The organism is Streptomyces sp. NPDC093111 (genome assembly GCF_040683955.1).
GTDB lineage: Bacteria > Actinomycetota > Actinomycetes > Streptomycetales > Streptomycetaceae > Streptomyces.
In genome coordinates this window covers 49,320-64,790 of record NZ_JBFBNW010000006.1, presented here as the reverse complement: position 1 = coordinate 64,790, position 15,471 = coordinate 49,320, and the positions used below count along the sequence as shown (strand labels likewise).

Here is a 15,471-nt window from a genome sequence, read left to right as displayed (position 1 = left end):
CTTCCCTCTTTGGATCCTGGCACCCACTTCGCTTTCGGCACCCATGAGCAGCACGGCTTCGTCGCCGCCTTCAACTCCTCCCTTCCGGGACACCTGGCCCAGTGGTACCTCGTGCGGGAGCAGTTCGAGCCCGTCCCCGATCAACCGGGGCTGTTTCGACTGACCGAGCCCGAGCGCGACGGCCCGCGCCGCACCCGCCAGGCCGTTCACGACCTGCGCCGCCACGGGTACACCGTGCACGCCGACGTCGCCCTTGACCCCGCCGCCTCGGCCAGCCCGCCACGCCCGGCCCGGTCCAACGGCCTGGCGGAGCGCCGCAGCCGAGTCGCCCAGGCCGCCGCCGGCCGGTCACCGCAGCGCGCCCAGCCGCCGACCGCCACCCCGCCCTCGGCGCGGCCGATCCCGCCGAAGCCCGCCTACGCCCCCACTGTCCACCTGACCGCCTCCGCCGCAGCCGGACGGTCATGGTGACCCCCGAAACCGGGCACATCCGCATCGCCCGTGGACGAGGCGGCGAGGTCGAAGTCGACGGCCCCATCGACTCGTTCGCCGGAGACGTCCTGCGTCGCGCCGGCTTCCTGTTCGAGCCCTCCCTGAGCGGGCACTGGATCCGGCTGCCGTTCGACATGGGACGCGGCTGGGAGAACGAGCACGCGACCTGGGCGGCCGAGATGCTCGCCGTCGCTCGCTACCCGGTGCGCCTCGCACCCGACCTGCACCGCGACACCGCCGCAACCACCGCCCCCACCAGGCCCGCACGCCCGCCGGCCATGACCGCACAAGCCCCTCCCGGCCGCCGGACCGCCCGCTGACCCACACCAACCTGGAGAAGCAGATCCCCGACACCCGTACAACCGGCGTCGCCGCCCTCAGCGCCCAGGCGCGTAACTTCCGGTTGCGGATGGCGGTCATCGGCCGCGAGACCGAGACCGCGCTGGACATGACCCGCGACCGCTACGGCCGCACCGTCCGCCCGGACGCCGCGGCAGATATACGTGCTCACCGTGACCGGGCAGCCGTCGAGGCGTACACCACGTATCTCGCGCCGTGCGCCGATGCCCTGCTCGATACCGCCCGCCGTGCGCTCGACGAGCTGCCGCCCGCCCGGCACCTGGCCGGATGGCGGTCCGTGCTGGACGGTCTCGCCGCCTCCACCGCAGCGATCCGCCGGGGACTCGACCAGCCGACCACGCCCGGCCCCGCTGGCGAACGCGCCCAGCACAAGGCCCTGTGGCCGCACCTCACCGCCTGGGCGGATCACGGCTGCATCGCCAGCCACCTCGCCGACCTCGACCAGGCCCAGCACCACAAGGCCCCGCTGACCGTCGAAGAGCAGCAGATGTGGACCGAGATGGCCCGGGCCGCGCAGAAGCGGGGCGAGCTGGAGCTCACCGAGTCCTGGTACGCCGCGGACGGCCAGCCGATCACCCTCGCCTACCTGGTCGAGGACGACGCCTCGACGGTGGTCGCGCTGAGAGGTGACCCGGACGCATCGGGCTGGCAGGTGATCGGCCACTACGCCCACGAATACGAAGCCGGCCAGATGCTGCCCGCCCCCGTTCCGCCCGGTGTACTGCGGGCCGACGCCTCCGAGTTCAACCGGGCCGAGCCCGCGCCCGAGGTGTCGCTGCAGGAACTCATCCGGAACGTCGTCGAGTCCCAGCACGCCGGTGACGCGACCAACGCGCTCCTCGGCGCCACCCAGCGCGGTCACGACGCAGGCCCGATGGTCCGCCTCCAGGAACTCCTGGAGACCGGCGCCCAGTTCGCCGGTGCGCTGGAGACCGTGCAGGGCCGGCAGATCGCCGCCCGGCTCGCCGCGCTCGGCCGGCAGATCGAGTTCCTCACCCGCGAAGTCGAGGAGGCGGCCGAGGACCTCGGCGCGACCGTCGCCGTCCTGCCGCCGCACCGCACTCCCGTGCCGCGCTTGCGCCCCGGCCCTGCCGTGGACACCACACCGCCCACGCTACCGCCTCGCACCAGCACGACCGCCCGCCACCGCTGAGGCGTCGCCTCCTTCGAGAGAAAGCCCTTCTTGTCCCTGACCGCACCCCCGGCCCCGGCACCGCGCATCACCTACGGCGCGGTGCTGGGCAGCCCGTACGTCGCTCGCCTGCTCGGCGGCACCCTCACCGGCCGCCTCCCCAACGGCATGGCGCCCGTCGCCATCGTCCTGTGGGCCACCACGAGCGGCGGCAGCATCGCCTTTGGCGGGCTGCTCAGCGCCCTGTACGGGCTCGCGTCCGCGCTGGCCCAGCCGGTCAAGGGACGCCTGATGGACCGCCACGGCCAGACCGCCGTGCATCTTCCGGCCGCCCTGCTCAACTCGGCCCTCCTGGCAACGCTTCCCCTGGCCGGACTGTACGGCGGACCAGGTCTGGCCACGGCCATCGTCGTCGCCGGCGGCCTGACCACGCCTGCTTTGGAGGCAGGGCTCCGGGCACTGTGGCCGAGCGTGCTGCCCGACCACCGGCTGCGGCACGCCGCGCTCGCCCTCGACACCGGCACCCAGGGCCTGCTGTACATCGCCGGCCCCCTGCTCGTCGCCGCGCTCGCCTCCACGTACGACCCGGCCGTCGCGCTCGCCGTCACCGCCGTCCTCGGCCTTACCGGCACCGCCGTGGTCGCCTTCGCTCCGCCGTCCCGGTGCTGGCGCCCGGCGCCGTCCGCACAGGCACCAGCAGGGATGGCGCACCGTCTGGCCGGCCCCGGCCTGATGCTGCTGTTCGTGTCCCTCGCCGGGATCGGGTTCGCGATCGGGGCCATGAACGTCTGGGCGATCGCCATGGCCAGGCACCACGAGCAGGAGCTGATCTCCGGGATCCTGCCCGCCGCGTTCTCGACCGGCAGCTTCCTCGGCGGCCTCCTCTACGGACGACGCCGCTGGAGAGGCACCACCAGAAATCGACTGATCGGCGGCGGAACCTTCTTCCTGGCCGGTTGGCTCCCGCTCGCTGCTCTCCCGGGCCCGTACGCGGCCACCGCCGCGGTCGCCGTCCCCGGAGTGTTCCTGACCGTCGTGGTCGCGTGCGCCTATGTGACCACCGACTCCCTGACCCCCGCGGGCCGCACGAGCGAGGCGTACGCGTGGCTGATCCTGTCGATCGGCGTGGGGCAGTCCGCCGGCACCGCCCTGGCCGGACGCCTCGCCGAGCAGCCCCTCACCACCGCGGCGCTCCCTGCCGTCGGCGCGGCCTTCGCGCTCGTCGTCCTGCTCGCCGCCCGCCGACGCCTCGGTCCCCCCGGATGCCTGAGCCGCCGCGGCCGGCACCGCCGCCCGCCCGGGGGTCGGCACAAGACGCCCTGATCCAGGGCGACCCCACCTTCCCACCGTTTTGAGGAGAACTATCTATGGCCGTCCGTACGAAGTGGACTGTCGAGCACTCGTGCTCCCACCAGGTCATTCATGACCTGTCCGACCGCCCCGCTGACCGGCGGGCCAGCTTCGCCCGCTGGCTCGCCGGCCGGGACTGCTCCGACTGCTGGAAGGCGGCCCGCGACGCCGACACGGAGTCCAAGGAGGAGTGGCTCGCGGCCAAGCGAGCCGCGGAGCAGGAGGCTGCCGCCGCGTGGGCGAAGCAGTTCGACATGCCGCAGCTGGAGGGACCGGAGAAGGCTCTGGGATGGGGCGAGCGATCCCGTCACCAGCTGATGCTCTCCGCGCACACCGCCCTGGTCGTCGAGGGGTCGTGGGACGAGGCGGACTGGGCGGAGCTGGAAGACAAGGCCCGCTTGATCACCCGCGCCGGGTGGTGGATCGACCAGCGCGACGCGGAGGGCTCTGACCTGCTCGAACTCCTCGACGCCGCCGGCGAGGACGACTGCGGGACGGAGAACCCGTTCCGCTGACGGGGGCGGAACATAGCCGACGATCGCCGGTTAGCCAAACCGGCGATCCTCCGGACCATTGTTCCTCCCACCGCATCCGCTCCGCGTGGAAGGAAACGCATGTCCCAGCTCCCGCCTGACCCCGTGGTCGCGCTCACTCCGGACCCGCTCACTCCCGACCGGGACGTCACCCACGCCCACTTCCAGGCCGGTGACACGGTCGTCGTCCTGAAGGGGGTGGCCGGTGGCGAGCTGTGGGGCGACGCGATGCGCGTGGTCGCGCCGTCCTGGCATCTGCTGACCGACGAGGACGGCTGGCGCCTGCGTGACGCGACCGGCGGGCAGCAGTCCTACATCACCGCCCACCCCAGGTACCTCGTGCACCTCTCGCGCCGCTGCCCGGACTGCCTGATCCACCTGCGGGCCATGGAGGACGCCCTCCTGCCGAAGTACCCCGGCGACGACGCCCTGATCGACTGCGGCTGGTACACCACCACCGCCGTGGGCCAGCTGGTGCACGTCGCCGACGTCCGGGCCGGCCAGTGATCCCGCGTCTCCACGAGCAGTCCGACACCCCGTACGATGCGCTCGCCGAAGCCCTGGGGCGACCCATAGCGCCGAACGAGCGGCTTCCGGAACGCAGCGTCGTAGCCCATTGGCCGGGCCTGGATGACTATGCCCTGGAACCGAGGAAGACCTGGACGCTCGCCCGGTGGGCCGATCACCTCGACGAGGCCCTCCTGGAGCATCCGTTCGCCGCCGGCCCGGACGGCGATCGGCGGGCGATCCTCCACCTCGATGTCCGACTCCACCCCGACGACCGGCCGCTGACCGGCCCGGAGTGGGGTGAGGTCGCCCACCGGTTCGTACGCGCCGCCAGCGTCGAGATCCCGGGCAAGGGACACGGCTGCCGGTGGATCGCCGTCCAGGCCCGGCCCGGGCGCCTCGACCTGATCGCCAACCTGATCCACCTCGACGGCGCGTGGCACGCGCCGCCCGCCGATGTCCTGCGGCGTCTCACGGGCGAGGCCCGTCGCGTCGAAGAGGACCTGGGCCTGATCCCGGTGCGCACCGCCTCCACGGCTCGGGTCGCCTCCCGGCCAGTACCGGCGGTGTCGTCCCAGCTCGCGAGTGTGCTCGCGCAGCTCGCCGACGAGCAGGCCGGACCGCTGGCCACGGTCCGCGGACTCGTCGAGCACACCGCACATCGCCTCGCCCGCCTTCCCGGCGCCGCCGGTGTCGATGCCGCGCACCGCCTGGAGCTGATCGCCCACCGTCTCCACGGCATCCAGCAGGAGCTGGACACCACCGCCGCTGCCCTGGCCAAGCCCCGGGTTGCCGCCGCACCGCCAGCGGCCCGGCTTCTTGCCCATCGAGCCTTGTAGGAGAAACGTCTCTTTGCCCCTTGCCGACCGCTTCCTGGACATCCGCCGCGACCCGCACTCCGACGAAGTCCTCGCGCGCGGCGGGGACCCCGAAGCGCACAGCATCCTCCAGCGCGCCGGGTTCGTCGCCGTCGTCCGTCTCCACGAGACCTACCACCGCGCCCCCACCGGCCTGGCCGAACCAGACGAGAACCGCCTCGCCAGCGACGCCGTCGCACGGCTTCGCGCCGCCGGGTACCACGTCGACTGTCACGAGGACTTCGACTCCGACTCCCGTCCGGCCAGTTACCTGCCGCTGGGCGCCTCCGTCACTCACCTCGCCCAGAGGATCCGCGAAGCCACCACCACCGACGAAGTGGCCGATGCTCTGACCGAGCTGACCGCCGCCCACGACGGCATCCTCACCGCTCTGGGCGAGGTGCTGGTTGCCGGCGCCGACTTCCATGACGGGCTCGGCCAGGCGTCCGACCCGTACACCGCCCGGCGGCTGCGCTACCTCGCCGACGAGCACCTCCTCGTCCTCCGCAGCGACCTCACCCACACCCGCAATGCGCTCGCCGACCGGCACGCCCCTCACCCCGGCCGCAGCACCTGCACCAAAGAGGTCCCCGCCACCGAACGCGAACGCTCCGCCGTGTGCGCTTGCCCGCCCCCGCCGCGCACGCTGCCGGCCCCGCCGCCCCCGGTCGCCGCCGGCCTGCGCCGCTGACCCTCACCTCGCCCAAGGACACCATGCACGACCACGACATCTCCGAGCGCCTCGCCTCGTACGCCGACGTCCTCGCCGGAGAACTCCCCGACATCTGGACCAGCTCCTACGTCCCGCCGGATGCCAAGGACGATCTCGCCGAACTCGCTGATCGCATCTGGGACCTGGACCTGGTCGCCGCCTCCCTCACCGAGCATCCTCTGCGGCAGGCAGCCGTCCTGAGCCGCCCGGACGGCGCCCAGCTCGTCCTCCTTGAGCGGCATGACGAGCGCGACGGCTTCCTCGTTGCCGCCGTCGCCCCGCGCGCCCTGCCCGACGAGGCGTACCGCGCCGTCCCCGAGCCCAACGGCATCGCCCTGGCGGACGACCCGTTCCTGAGTGCCGAGCAGGTCGCCGGCGACCTCCTTGTCCGTTACGACAGTGCCCTCGCCCAGGTCCGGGACAACGCCCTGGGCGGCATCCAGCCCTCCCAGCCGGACCGTCTCGTCCTGACCTGGCAGCCGGACGGCAGCGTCGCCACCGCCCCCGTCGGCGACCGGGCCGGTGCCGTCCTGGAAGCGAACGGCTTCATCCAGGACCCGCAGAGCGGCATCTACCGTCTCGGCATGGATGACACCCAGGCGCAGGCCCGTGTCCTGCGCGCGATCGGACCGCAGCTCGAAGCGCTCGGCATCGGCACGGCGCTCCAGCACCCGGCCGGCCGGACCGTGCCCACCTCGGCTCCGGCGTCCGTGCCCCCCGTTCCGGCCGGCACCCGAGCCCCGGCCGCCCGGGCTCGATGAGCCAGAAGGAGCCCGATTTCTGGGTGCTGGAGTACGTGACCATCACCCAGGACCCCCGCACGGGTCTGGTCGTCGCCATCGGCGGGACCGACCGGGCGGCGGACGTCCTTCAGCGAGCCGGCTTCCTCTCCGTCCCCGGGCCCCGCGGTGACTACCACCGGCTCCCCCACGCACTGCCCTTCGAGGAACAGCGCCTGAAGGCGACCGCCGCCTCACACGCCCTGCTCACCGCGGGCCACAGCGTCCACCTCGACCCCGCCCTGAACACGCTGGCGACACCGGACGGCGATCGGGACGCGGCCCTGCGCTACCTCGCCCAGCTCGCCGAACGGACCTTCGCCACCAAGACCAGCAGCGAGGTGGCCGAGGTCCTGACCGAGATCGCCGCCCCGGTCCACGGGCTGCTTCCCCTCGTCCGGGAAGTCGTGGTCGGGGCCTGGAACGCCGCGATCCGCCAAGACGCCCATCGCGAGGAAGCCGGTCCCGTCGCCCGACTCGGGGACACCACGGACTCGCTGTCCCACGCCGCATACCTCATCCGCCTCGCCCGCGACCACGTCGCCGGCACTCCGCGAGAGCCGGTCGCCCCGTCGCTGCCGCCGGGCCCCGCCCAGTCCCCGGCCGCCCGCCGCCGTTGACCCAGAAAGGAGATCCGTGGCCAATCTGGCCCACGAATACGGCACGGACGTGGAGCTCTACGTCAAGCCGTTGACCACCACCATCCACGCCGACACCCCCACTGGTGCTCCCGCCGCACTCCACGACCTGCTGGAACAGCTCGGTCTCAAGCGCCACGAGTACCCCACGGGTGCGCCCCTCTACATCTGGCACACCGTGCCCGACGACCTCGCCGCAGACGAGCAAAGGCGCCTGGCGACCCGAGCCATCCCGGCCCTGCGCCTGGCCGGGTACAAGGTCAACTGCACTCCGGAAGTCTTCGACGAAGCCGCCTCCCAGCAGGCCGCACACGAGGCCCGCGCCCGCACGACCCACGCCTCACCGCGGAACCCGGCACCGGCCCCCTCCTCCTCGCGCCCCGCACCAGCCCGGCGCACCCCGTAAGACCGTTCGGGCGGCCCCGGCCTCGGCCGGGGGCCGCCTGCCCCGCCCCGCTCGACCTTCGGAGAAACCCGTAGCACCCCGTACACCCACACCGATCACCTCCCTGCTCAAGCCCCGCCTCGCGACAGCCCTGTTCCGCCGCTACCTGCGCGCCTGCATCCCGACCGGCCCCGACCAGGTCTCCCCACTGGCCGGCGCCCGCCCGGAGGCGGTCCTCGCCGAGACCCAGCGCGTCGGCCACCAGCACCACTGACCGCCCACCGACCCGGAGGAGCATGTCCCACCCCGCCCCCTACCCCGTGCGTCTGGCCGACGAGATCGCCCGGCAGCTCGGCCTGCTGACCGACCACCTCGCCCAGCTCCCTCCCCACGAAGCGGTGCAGGTCATCGCTCATGTACTCGACCCGGACGGCGGACTGCTCGACCGCGTCACCGGCCTCATGTCCGTCAGCAGCACGTTCGCGAAGACGCAGGCCGAGCGGGGCGTCCTGCCGGCCGAGGTGTGGCTCGCTCTCGGCCGGGCCACCAATGAACTCGACGCCATCGGAGGAGACCTGGACGAACACTGCGAGCCCCTCCATCACATCAACAACCGGCCTGCCGCCCAGACGACAAAGCAGCCGTCCCCTGCTCCACTCGTCATCCGGCGGCACCGATGAAGAGGACCTGGCGGGGCTGGGGACCGGACGAGCAGGCCGAGCAGCACTACCTCGTTTACCCCCGCGGCCTCGTCGGCGGTGGTGACGTCCGGCACATCTCCGAGTTCCTGCGCGCCTCGGGCTGGCGCGACCACTCCAGGACCGGCGGCCCCCTGGCCATGGAGAGCCCGGACCGCACCGTCCGCATCTCTTACGACCCCTACGTCCAACCCGGCGGGTGGATGATCCACGGTGCCGCGACCGGCCACAGCGCCGAGTGGGCGGCACGCCTGGGCCGGCAGACCCCGGTGGAGATCGTCGCCGGCCTCACCGACGCCCTCACCCGTCCGCGCTCCGCGCACGCCCCCAACGTCTGGGCGCCACTGCAGGAGCAGAACTGGCACACGCGCTTCGAGGGCGAGCACTACACCGCGACCAGCCCCGACGGCACTGCGTGGATGCAGTATCACCAGGGCCCCGAAGGCGAGGCGATGTGGTGGACCGGGGCGAAGGACCGGCAGGGCAACGGCTGGACCGCGAACTTCTCGCCGAGCACGCCGATGCACCTGGTGCAAGCCTTCTCGGCCGAACTCGCCAACCCCGACCCCGTGATGCGTCCGCGCGGACACGTTCCGCCGAGCGCGCAGATCCGCACCTGGTCGGTCTCCGTCAAGCCCTCCCAACTCAGCGCGTGGCAGCAGGCCCGGATCACGGCCGCCCGGGCCGCCACCTGGGCCCGTAACAGCGCCCGGAGTGCCCGGCCGCGCGCCACCGCCCGCCCTTACACCCCCGCCAGCGACGCCCGGACCCGCCGCTGACCCCGTTCTTAGCCAGATGGAGGACCACCGTGATCACCTGGCGTCAGCTCGACGCCTTCGCCAACGAGTACGCGAGCAAGCTCGGCTCGCGGGTCTCCCCGCGCTACCTCGCCGGCCCCGGCGACCCCCGGCACGTCACACACGCCCTGTGCGCCGCCGGCTGGAGCACGCCCTGCGACCCGCTGCACCCGGTCATCCGCATGCAGAGCCCCGACCAGCAGCACGAGCTGGTCTTCAAACCCTGCGCCCAGTACACGCGCAACTGGTGGACGGTGCACAGCGGATTCGGTCCCAGTAACTGGTACGCCGCGTTCAGCGGCTCCACGCCGGTGGAGATCGTCGCCGGGCTCACCGACACCCTCCTGCTCCCCGAGCCGGAGGAGACCGCCCGGGAAGACTTCGCGGCCATCCTCACCGAACGCGGCTGGGAGCACACCACCGATGAACTCGGCGGTCACCAGATCATGTCGCCCGACCGCACCGCGATGGTCGAGCAGCGGATCTCGCCCTCCATGGGCCGTTGCGGCTGGGAGATCGAGGTCGCCCGAAGCCACGGACCGCATGGGCCGGAGGGGCTGTTGTGGCGGGCCTCGTTGGACGTCCGAACGCCCGGCCATGTGCTCGGCGCCGTCGCGACCGCCCTGTCCGACCCGGCACCCGTGCCGCGCCCGCGCTTCGCCATCGACGAAAGCCCGCACCTGGCCGTGGGCCGGGAAATCGTGATCGGCGAACAGATCGTGACCGCGCACCAACAGCGTCTCGCCGAGGCTCGCCGGCACCGTCCCACCACGCCGCCGGCCGCGGCCAGGCCGGCGCCGAACCCACCCGTCGACGCGTCGCCCGCACGCAGCCGCTGACCACCGCCTTCGACACAAGGAAACACCCTGACCACACCGTCCACCACCTTCCCTTCCGACCCGCACGCCCTCCTGCTGAGGCGGCTGGAGGTGTTCCTGATCGAGAGCGAGGCGATCCTCGCCGCCTGGGACGCCTACTCCGACGAGCACACCGACGCCGACGGCTGGCCGTACGACGAGGTGTCGTACGGCTGGCGCATGGTCCAGCGGGACTCCGAGACCTGGAGAGCGTTCCAGGAGGTCCGCCCCTCGGCCCGGGAGCTGCTCGCCACGGCCGCCGTCCAGCTCCAGCACATCAACGCCGATGACATCGAGCCCCGATGGGCGTGGCAGCTCGCCGAGCTCGCCCGCGCCCTGGAGAAGCTGGAGACGCTCCAGCGCGGGCATGCCGAAGTCCGCGAAGCCCGCCGGGACCTGCCGCCGGTGTCGCAGGAGGAGTTCGTCGACTCTCTTGCCGAGCGCAACGAGGAGGCGTGGGACTGCCTGGACACCTGGGCCACCCAGGGCCGGGCCCTCCTCGACATCCACGCCGTCGCCCTCAAGGCGCCGACACGGATCCTGGGTGCCGTACCGGCCCCGGCGGCGTCGCCGGTACGACGCCCGGCGGGGAGGCGCGGGTGAGCGTCAAGGTCGAGCAGGCACTCATCTCCCCCCGCTACCTCGCTGGCCCCGGCGACCCGGCCTGGGTCACCGCCGCCCTGCACGCCGGCGCCGGGTGGAGCCACGGCCACGACCCGCTCATGCCCCGTGTCATCCTGACCAGCCCTGACCAGAAGTCGATGCTCCGCCTCGAGCCCCATCCGAACGAGCCGTGGTGGCACCTCTCGCATCGCGACGGCCGCACCGGATCGGTCTGGAACGCCTCCTTCGACGGCGGGACGCCCGTCGAGCTGATCGCCTCGGTCACCGACGCGCTCACCGACCCCGGCTACAACGCGCGGGCGATATCCGCCCCCTACCAGCCGCTGTGGGATGCCGGATGGGACGCCATTGGCAAGGGGGAGTTCCGCTCGCCGGACTGCCGTGTGAGGGGCGAGCACTTCCGTCTCTCCGGCAGCCGCAACTGGCGTATCACGGCCAGCCTCGACGAGGACGACCCCGTGTGGAAAGCCTGGTTCAGCGGCGGGACGCCCCGAGTTCTCGTGGCCGCGTTCATGCAGGCGCTCGCTGATCCGGAGCCGGTACGCCGCTTCCACGAGCAGACCGTCGGTCTCTCCCGCCGAAGGATCACCCTGCACTGGCGGGAGTGGCCGGCCGAGAGTGTCGCACGCGCGCTGCCGGAGCGGATCGAGCGTCTCGCCGCCCGCCGCGCCAGTCCGCCACCGCCCGCGCCTCCCACCCCGCCGTCGGCGCCCCGCCGCGCCCGCTGACGCTCCCTCGCCCCACCAGGGTCCGCACCGTTCAAGGAACCACCGCTTGCGCTCCGCTCCCTCCTCCAGTTCCGACGGCTACGACATAGCCCTGAAGGTCCTCCTCGGCGCCTTCGCCGTCGGCCTTCCCCTCGCCTCCGTCGCCTGGCTCGGCGGCAACCTCGCCGCCTGGGCCACCGGCACCGGCACCTGGGTGCCCTACCGGCCGGCCGATGCTCTCCTGCGTCCCGAACAGCTGTGGCCGCAGGCCGGAGAAACGTCTCTGCTCCTGGCCACCCGCGTCATCCCCGTGCTGGTGACGCTGCTGCTCGCCGCCGCTGGTGGAGCCGTGTGGCTGCGATACAAGAACCGAGGTGGTGGCCGGAAGAAGAAGGTCGACGGGATGGCCAAGGCCCGCGACATCGAGCCGCTTCTCGCCAAGGCCATCGAGTCCAAGGCGCGCTCGCTGCGGCCGAGCCTGAAGGCCGCCAAGCACATCGAGCCGCGCGACGCCGGCGTCCTCCTCGGCAACCTCGCTGGGACCCGTCACGAGGTCCGCATGGGCTTCGAGGATGTCGCCGTCGCGATCATGGCCCCGCGCTCCGGCAAGACCACCAGCTTGGCGATCCCCTCCATCCTCGCCGCGCCTGGACCGGTCCTGCTGACCTCGAATAAAGCGGCCGGCGACGCCTACACCGCGTGCCTCGACGCGCGCGCCGCCGTGGGACGGGTGTGGTCGATGGACCCGCAGCAGATCGCCCACGCGGAGCGGACCATGTGGTGGAACCCGCTCGCCGACGCCAAGACCCTCGACGGCGCCGGACGGCTCGCCGGGCACTTCCTCGCCGCGAGCGTCGACGCCTCCCAGCAGGGCGACTTCTGGTCGAAGGCCGGCAGCAACATCCTGTCCCAGCTGCTCTTGGGCGCAGCCCTGGACGAGCGGCCGATCACCGACATCATGCAGTGGCTGGCCTTCCCGGCCGACCGCACCCCGCTCGACATCCTCCGCGATCACGGCTTCGCCGCGGTCGCAGCCCAGCTCAAGGGCACCGTCGAGGGCCCGCCCGAGACGCGGGACGGCATCTACGAGACCGCCCGCCAGTACGCCGCTGCCCTGCTCAACAGCGAGATCGCCGCGTGGGTCACCCCGCAGAAGGACGTCGCAGAGTTCCGGCCGGCCGAGTTCGTGACGTCCACGGACACGCTGTTCCTGTTGTCGAAGGACGGCGGAGGCGGCGCGAGCGCGCTGATCGCGGCGTGCGCGGACTCCGTGATGCGGGCGGCAACCGCCCAGGCCGAGCGCGCCGGCGGCCGGCTGGACCCGCCGATGCTCGCGATCCTCGACGAGGCCGCCAACGTCTGCAAGATCTCGGACTTGCCCGACCTGTACTCCCACCTCGGGTCGCGCGGGATCATCCCGATCACGATCCTGCAGTCCTACCGCCAGGGCCAGAAAGTGTGGGGCGACGCGGGCATGGACGCCATGTGGTCGGCGGCCACCGTGAAGGTCATCGGTTCCGGGATCGACGACCCGGACTTCGCCGACAAGCTGAGCAGGATGATCGGCGACCACGACGTCGAGACGACCAGCACGTCGGTCTCCGAGTCCGGCAAGTCCACCTCGATCAGCATGCGGCAGGAACGGATCCTGCCCGCCGACGCCATCCGCGCCCTCCCCAAGGGCAGCGCGTTGTGCCTGGCCACCGGCATGCGCGTCGCCATGCTCGACCTGCGCCCCTGGTACGCCGAGCCCGGTGCCGACGAGCTCGCCGCCGCCTCCGCCCGCGCCTCGCAGGCCATCACCGCCCGCGCCGTCGCCAAGCAGCAACCGTCCAAGGGCGACTTCGAGCAGGCCGCGTGACGGTCCTCTTCCCCTGCCGCTGACGGGCCTCGGCCCTGTCCGCGCCCACCGGCCCCTCGAACAGGACGTTCCTGAACGGAGGTTCTCCCACGTCTCTCAGCACCCCGATCGCGCATGGCGTCGCCTGTGCGCTCACCGGCCGGATCCGTCCCGGCACCGCACCTCGTGACGTGACCGTGAACTTCGCCGCCCGTCGGCAGGCGGTGGCCGGCGACGGCCCCCGCTCCTGCCGCGGTCCGATCACGGCCTTCGCCCAAGCGATCCCCGCCACGCTCTTCGGCCTGCCCACGGACGCTGATCCACTGCCCACCGCCCGCGATCACCACCTCCTCGTCCAGACCGGCACCCGCATGCCCCCGGTCGCTTCCCCGACCGTCACGCGAACCACCAAGTCGGGGCGGGGCCTGTGACGCCGTCCGAGCACGAACACTCCGTCAGTCCGCAGTCACCGGAGATCCCGATGCCTGCTCGTCTCCTCGCCCTGGCCGAGGAGTTCGCCAGCTTCCACGACGACCTGCGACTCCTGCGCGTCGGAGAGCACCTCTCGCGGGAGATCGCCGATGCCCTCGCCATGCGGGCGGGCGCCATCTCCTGGTACGTCCAGGATGTCCAGAAGGCCGCCGCACGGATCCGCCTGCCCCTCACTCCCATCGCCCACGACGTGTACATCCGGATGACGCTGCTCGCCACGCAGGCCGCGACAGCCGCCGACGACCTGCGGATCACCGAGAGCCTCCTGCACACCCTCTCCGCTGAGGAGATGGCGCAGCGGCCCGGTGGCCGTACGAAGCACGTCCAGGACACGCTCATCGAGGCGGGGCGGCACGTGGATGCGGCCAGGACCCTGACCGCCCTGGGAGCACCCGACCTCGTCGGTGCCGCCGCCGACCTCGCGGGCGCGGTGCGCGCCCAGCACGGCGCCGAGCCCGCCGCTGTGATGTCGTCCTCCCAGTACCTGTGCCTCCTGGCCGTCGCACAGGGCTACGTCAGCGTGGACGCCCGAGCGGTCGAAGAAGCCTGGCTGCGGTTGGACCGGCTGTCCATGGCCACGGTCCGCTCCTTGGAGGCTCGGAGCTGGGTCACCCGCGCGCCCCACCCGCTGGAGACGTCGCTCTCGGTGCGCTTGTACCTGACCGACGCCGGCCGCATAGCGCTCGCCTCTCGGCTCGACCGTTCCCCCGCCCCCGCTTCGAAGCGGCCTGCCGCGCTCGCGGCGCAGCCCGCCCGAACCCGGCTTCGCTGATCCAAGGACCGCCGCGCCGGCGCCTGCGCTGCGCCCCCCGGGGGCAGGGCCGGTGCTCGCGCTTCCCTCGTCTTCTCTTCTCCAAGGAGTCCCGCTTCTTGACACACCCGTTCACTCCCGGCCCCATCGATGAGGACCTGTGGGCCCTGACCCAGTACCTGCTGAAGTGCGGCGACTTGCTGGACGACCTCACGCGGCAGCCGGGCGAGACATCACAGCGGCTGGCGGACACCATCCGTACGGGCAGCGCCCTGTACCGGACCTCGCTGCACACCGGCAAACTTCTGGCCCAGGCGTCACTCTCCGACGCGGCGACCACCGTCGACGGCCAGGAAGCGATCACCGTCCTCCGTCGACTCACCGAGGCCACCTCGAACGCCGCCGCGCGCGCATCGGACGCCGTCTCCGCCCTCGCCCACGGCGACACCGCCTCGGCCGACCAGTTGCTGAAGCAGTCGCGCGCGCACCTGTACCGAACGCCAGTGGCCGTCCAGGACGTCAGCGGCGCCCTGCTGCGGCACGACGGCTACCTCTACGCCCAGGAACAGGCGGCGCGGGAGAACCTCGGCACCAGCGCCCCCACCGTCAAGGTCAGCGAAGCCCAGCGCAGGGGCCTCGCCGCGTTCGCCCGCGGTGAGGCCGTCGTCCACGAGAGCGCCGCGGGCACCCGAGAAGTCATTGCCCCTCTGTACGCGCACATGAGGGGGACGACCATCGACGCCCTTCTGGACAAGGGACTGATCAGCCTCACCCAGCTCGTCCAGCAGGACCGGTACGGCGTACGGCTCACGACCGCCGGCACCCAAGCCCTCCTGTCGGCGCGTCCGGCACAAAACCGCGGCCTCGTAAGCACCACGCCGGCACCGGTCAAGGCGAAGGGCACCACACCGCCCGCGCGTACGCGACGGTGACGCCCCTGCCCGGTAAGAAGCCGCTCCG

20 protein-coding genes are annotated in these 15,471 nt (G+C 72.4%); all 20 read left to right on the top strand.

Annotated elements, in window-relative coordinates:
* Positions 1–9 precede the first annotated feature (9 nt).
* The 20 genes from AB0Q96_RS11720 to AB0Q96_RS11625 all read left to right on the top strand — a co-directional run bounded on the left by AB0Q96_RS11720 (position 10) and on the right by AB0Q96_RS11625 (position 15,443).
* Positions 10–471: a hypothetical protein gene (locus AB0Q96_RS11720; protein ID WP_365324181.1), complete on the top strand. Its 462-nt coding sequence runs from the start codon at positions 10–12 to the stop codon at positions 469–471.
* Entirely contained in the window at positions 465–812 is a 348-nt protein-coding gene (locus AB0Q96_RS11715) for a hypothetical protein (protein ID WP_365324179.1), read from the top strand. The genes AB0Q96_RS11720 and AB0Q96_RS11715 overlap by 7 nt, the downstream gene beginning before the upstream one ends.
* 89 nt (positions 813–901) lie before the next feature.
* Positions 902–2,005 carry a hypothetical protein gene (locus tag AB0Q96_RS11710; RefSeq protein ID WP_365324177.1) on the top strand — a complete coding sequence of 368 codons (1,104 nt, stop codon included), beginning with the start codon at positions 902–904 and terminating at the stop codon, positions 2,003–2,005.
* Positions 2,006–2,035: 30 nt separating this feature from the next.
* Positions 2,036–3,307: an MFS transporter gene (locus AB0Q96_RS11705; RefSeq protein WP_365324176.1), complete on the top strand. Its 1,272-nt coding sequence runs from the start codon at positions 2,036–2,038 to the stop codon at positions 3,305–3,307.
* A 44-nt stretch (positions 3,308–3,351) separates the two neighbouring features.
* Entirely contained in the window at positions 3,352–3,849 is a 498-nt protein-coding gene (locus AB0Q96_RS11700; RefSeq protein WP_365324174.1) for a hypothetical protein, read from the top strand.
* A 99-nt stretch (positions 3,850–3,948) separates the two neighbouring features.
* Positions 3,949–4,374, top strand: coding sequence for a hypothetical protein (locus AB0Q96_RS11695; protein ID WP_365324172.1), 426 nt, complete (start codon positions 3,949–3,951; stop codon positions 4,372–4,374).
* On the top strand, positions 4,371–5,213 hold the full coding sequence (locus tag AB0Q96_RS11690; protein ID WP_365324170.1) for a relaxase/mobilization nuclease: 843 nt from the start codon (positions 4,371–4,373) through the stop codon (positions 5,211–5,213). The genes AB0Q96_RS11695 and AB0Q96_RS11690 overlap by 4 nt, the downstream gene beginning before the upstream one ends.
* Before the next feature lie 13 nt (positions 5,214–5,226).
* Complete coding sequence (locus tag AB0Q96_RS11685; protein ID WP_365324168.1) at positions 5,227–5,922, top strand: hypothetical protein; 696 nt, start codon at positions 5,227–5,229, stop codon at positions 5,920–5,922.
* A gap of 23 nt (positions 5,923–5,945) precedes the next feature.
* Positions 5,946–6,704, top strand: coding sequence for a hypothetical protein (locus AB0Q96_RS11680; protein WP_365324166.1), 759 nt, complete (start codon positions 5,946–5,948; stop codon positions 6,702–6,704).
* A complete protein-coding gene (locus AB0Q96_RS11675) occupies positions 6,701–7,342 on the top strand; it encodes a hypothetical protein (RefSeq protein ID WP_365324164.1) in 642 nt (213 codons plus the stop codon). The genes AB0Q96_RS11680 and AB0Q96_RS11675 overlap by 4 nt, the downstream gene beginning before the upstream one ends.
* Before the next feature lie 16 nt (positions 7,343–7,358).
* Positions 7,359–7,766: a hypothetical protein gene (locus tag AB0Q96_RS11670; protein WP_365324162.1), complete on the top strand. Its 408-nt coding sequence runs from the start codon at positions 7,359–7,361 to the stop codon at positions 7,764–7,766.
* Positions 7,767–8,041: 275 nt separating this feature from the next.
* The gene (locus tag AB0Q96_RS11665; RefSeq protein ID WP_365324160.1) at positions 8,042–8,425 is read left to right on the top strand and encodes a hypothetical protein; all 384 of its coding nucleotides are present in this window, start codon (positions 8,042–8,044) and stop codon (positions 8,423–8,425) included.
* The gene (locus AB0Q96_RS11660; RefSeq protein WP_365324158.1) at positions 8,422–9,222 is read left to right on the top strand and encodes a DUF317 domain-containing protein; all 801 of its coding nucleotides are present in this window, start codon (positions 8,422–8,424) and stop codon (positions 9,220–9,222) included. The genes AB0Q96_RS11665 and AB0Q96_RS11660 overlap by 4 nt, the downstream gene beginning before the upstream one ends.
* 29 nt (positions 9,223–9,251) lie before the next feature.
* A complete protein-coding gene (locus AB0Q96_RS11655) occupies positions 9,252–10,079 on the top strand; it encodes a DUF317 domain-containing protein (RefSeq protein ID WP_365324155.1) in 828 nt (275 codons plus the stop codon).
* A 90-nt stretch (positions 10,080–10,169) separates the two neighbouring features.
* Positions 10,170–10,700 carry a hypothetical protein gene (locus tag AB0Q96_RS11650; protein WP_086831706.1) on the top strand — a complete coding sequence of 177 codons (531 nt, stop codon included), beginning with the start codon at positions 10,170–10,172 and terminating at the stop codon, positions 10,698–10,700.
* A complete protein-coding gene (locus tag AB0Q96_RS11645; protein WP_365324153.1) occupies positions 10,697–11,449 on the top strand; it encodes a DUF317 domain-containing protein in 753 nt (250 codons plus the stop codon). Before AB0Q96_RS11650 ends, AB0Q96_RS11645 begins: the two co-directional genes overlap by 4 nt.
* A gap of 46 nt (positions 11,450–11,495) precedes the next feature.
* Complete coding sequence (locus tag AB0Q96_RS11640) at positions 11,496–13,289, top strand: TraM recognition domain-containing protein (RefSeq protein ID WP_365324150.1); 1,794 nt, start codon at positions 11,496–11,498, stop codon at positions 13,287–13,289.
* Between the two features lie 170 nt (positions 13,290–13,459).
* A complete protein-coding gene (locus AB0Q96_RS11635; RefSeq protein WP_365324148.1) occupies positions 13,460–13,699 on the top strand; it encodes a hypothetical protein in 240 nt (79 codons plus the stop codon).
* Between the two features lie 50 nt (positions 13,700–13,749).
* Positions 13,750–14,532, top strand: a complete 783-nt coding sequence (locus AB0Q96_RS11630; RefSeq protein ID WP_365324146.1) for a hypothetical protein — start codon at positions 13,750–13,752, stop codon at positions 14,530–14,532.
* Between the two features lie 98 nt (positions 14,533–14,630).
* The gene (locus AB0Q96_RS11625) at positions 14,631–15,443 is read left to right on the top strand and encodes a hypothetical protein (RefSeq protein ID WP_365324144.1); all 813 of its coding nucleotides are present in this window, start codon (positions 14,631–14,633) and stop codon (positions 15,441–15,443) included.
* Positions 15,444–15,471: the final 28 nt, after the last annotated feature.

What these genes read in the sequence shown, in the direction of transcription:
- AB0Q96_RS11715 (WP_365324179.1), top strand. Translation starts at nt 465, where the DNA reads ATGGTGACCCCCGAAACCGGGCACATCCGCATCGCCCGTGGACGAGGC.
- AB0Q96_RS11710 (WP_365324177.1), top strand. Translation starts at nt 902, where the DNA reads ATGGCGGTCATCGGCCGCGAGACCGAGACCGCGCTGGACATGACCCGC.
- AB0Q96_RS11700 (WP_365324174.1), top strand. Translation starts at nt 3,352, where the DNA reads ATGGCCGTCCGTACGAAGTGGACTGTCGAGCACTCGTGCTCCCACCAG.
- AB0Q96_RS11695 (WP_365324172.1), top strand. Translation starts at nt 3,949, where the DNA reads ATGTCCCAGCTCCCGCCTGACCCCGTGGTCGCGCTCACTCCGGACCCG.
- AB0Q96_RS11680 (WP_365324166.1), top strand. Translation starts at nt 5,946, where the DNA reads ATGCACGACCACGACATCTCCGAGCGCCTCGCCTCGTACGCCGACGTC.
- AB0Q96_RS11675 (WP_365324164.1), top strand. Translation starts at nt 6,701, where the DNA reads ATGAGCCAGAAGGAGCCCGATTTCTGGGTGCTGGAGTACGTGACCATC.
- AB0Q96_RS11665 (WP_365324160.1), top strand. Translation starts at nt 8,042, where the DNA reads ATGTCCCACCCCGCCCCCTACCCCGTGCGTCTGGCCGACGAGATCGCC.
- AB0Q96_RS11660 (WP_365324158.1), top strand. Translation starts at nt 8,422, where the DNA reads ATGAAGAGGACCTGGCGGGGCTGGGGACCGGACGAGCAGGCCGAGCAG.
- AB0Q96_RS11630 (WP_365324146.1), top strand. Translation starts at nt 13,750, where the DNA reads ATGCCTGCTCGTCTCCTCGCCCTGGCCGAGGAGTTCGCCAGCTTCCAC.